This window comes from Microcoleus sp. B7-D4 (assembly GCF_036705125.1).
Classification (GTDB): Bacteria; Cyanobacteriota; Cyanobacteriia; order Cyanobacteriales; family Microcoleaceae; genus Microcoleus.
On the sequence record NZ_JAUBTT010000254.1, the window covers coordinates 1 to 1,511 of the forward strand.

The 1,511-nt window shown below is 45.4% G+C and carries 1 protein-coding gene; it reads left to right on the forward strand.

Annotated features, from left to right (window positions below):
• The first annotated feature begins 54 nt into the window (after window positions 1–54).
• The gene (gene tnpC / locus QUB12_RS37290; protein WP_333148426.1) at window positions 55–1,503 is read left to right on the forward strand and encodes an IS66 family transposase; all 1,449 of its coding nucleotides are present in this window, start codon (window positions 55–57) and stop codon (window positions 1,501–1,503) included.
• The last annotated feature ends 8 nt before the right edge of the window (window positions 1,504–1,511 follow it).

Sequence of the window (1,511 nt, forward strand, 5' to 3'; positions counted from 1 at the left end):
TGTAAGGATTCAGGTCAAAAAAACTTAAGTGGCGGCATCTGGTAAAATAAAGGAATGAAAAAGCCCACAGCCACCAGAGAGCAGAAAAAAACCGAAATCGAGCAGTTGAGCCAAGCTGAACTGGTAGAAATGGTACTGGGGCTGCAAAAAATTATTGAAGAATTGCAAGAAAAACTAGCCATTGCTACGGGAAAAAATCGAACCACCAGTCAGACTTCATCAAAACCTCCATCAACGGATCTCATCCAAAAACCAGAGAAAGCAACAGTCAAACCAGAAGCAGACCAAAAAAAGAAACCAGGTGGACAACCAGGTCATGAGGGGAAAACCCGAAAAGGGTTTGGACGAGTAGACAGAACTGAAATTAGCTCACCCAGCATCTGTCTTAATTGTGGTAGTCAAGAATTAAGTGAAGTAATCAACATCCACTCTCAGCAAGTAGCAAGTCTAGTGGCGAAACCAATTGAAGTCGTTGAATATCAGACACAATCGTGTAAATGTCTCGAATGTGGTGCAGTAGTTAGAGGAGAACCACATCAGGGAGTGGTTCCAGGGCAAGACTTGAGCGTTAATCTCCAAGCCCTCTGCGTCTGGCTGGGCAATTATGGGCATCTTTCCTACGCCAAGCTGACTGAATTATTGTGGGAACTCGGCAGGATAGAAGTGGGAGTGGGAACACTCCAAAAAACCAATCAACGAGTAGCAGCAGCAGTTAAGCCAGCCCTCAATGCACTGTGGAAATGGGTCCCTGAGCAATCAAATGTTCATGTAGATGAAACCCCGTGGTGTGTCATGGGAGTCAAAGAATGGCTATGGACAGCTAGTGGAGAGGGATTCTGTTTATTCCATGCCGCAGATACAAGGGGACGCGTGGAACTAGAAACCATGCTGGGTACAGAATTTGCTGGCGTCTTAAGCTCAGATGATTTCAGTGTTTATAATGGTGGCACAATCACAGCCCAACAGAAGTGTCTAGCTCATTTACGGCGGCATTTTAAGAAAGTGCTGGGACTTGGGGGAAACAATAATAATGCAGAAGTCGCTCAAATATTTCTGTCATTAATTGATGAAGCTTTTAGCTCCCATGAGGCCTGGCGCAAGACGAAGGATCGACTCACCTACGACTCGTGGGCCCAGGATTTCAAAATACGATTGAATAAAGCCCTTGCTACTTGGTTGAACCAAGTTGGTTATGCAGCAGGTTTGTTGCTCAAATCCTTACGAGATAAGGCAGAACAATGGTGGTATTTTCTGAATGACCCCTCGGTGCCTCCGGATAATAATTTAGCAGAACGTTCCCTACGCCTAGCTGTAACGAAACGGAAAGTGTCTGGTGGCTCTCGTTCGATGAAGCGATTTGAGGAAACGGCTAATCTGCTGAGTGTGATTCAAACCTGTCGTTTTCAAGCTCGTTCAGTAATGGCTTTTTTCCGTGAGGCTCTTTCTGCCCATTCTTGTGACTACTTTCCTATGCCTGACCTCATTCCCGAATTTCAGACCTGAATCCTTAC

Bases quoted from the DNA above. Each gene is read 5' to 3' on its own strand.
- tnpC (WP_333148426.1), top strand. From the start codon at position 55: ATGAAAAAGCCCACAGCCACCAGAGAGCAGAAAAAAACCGAAATCGAG.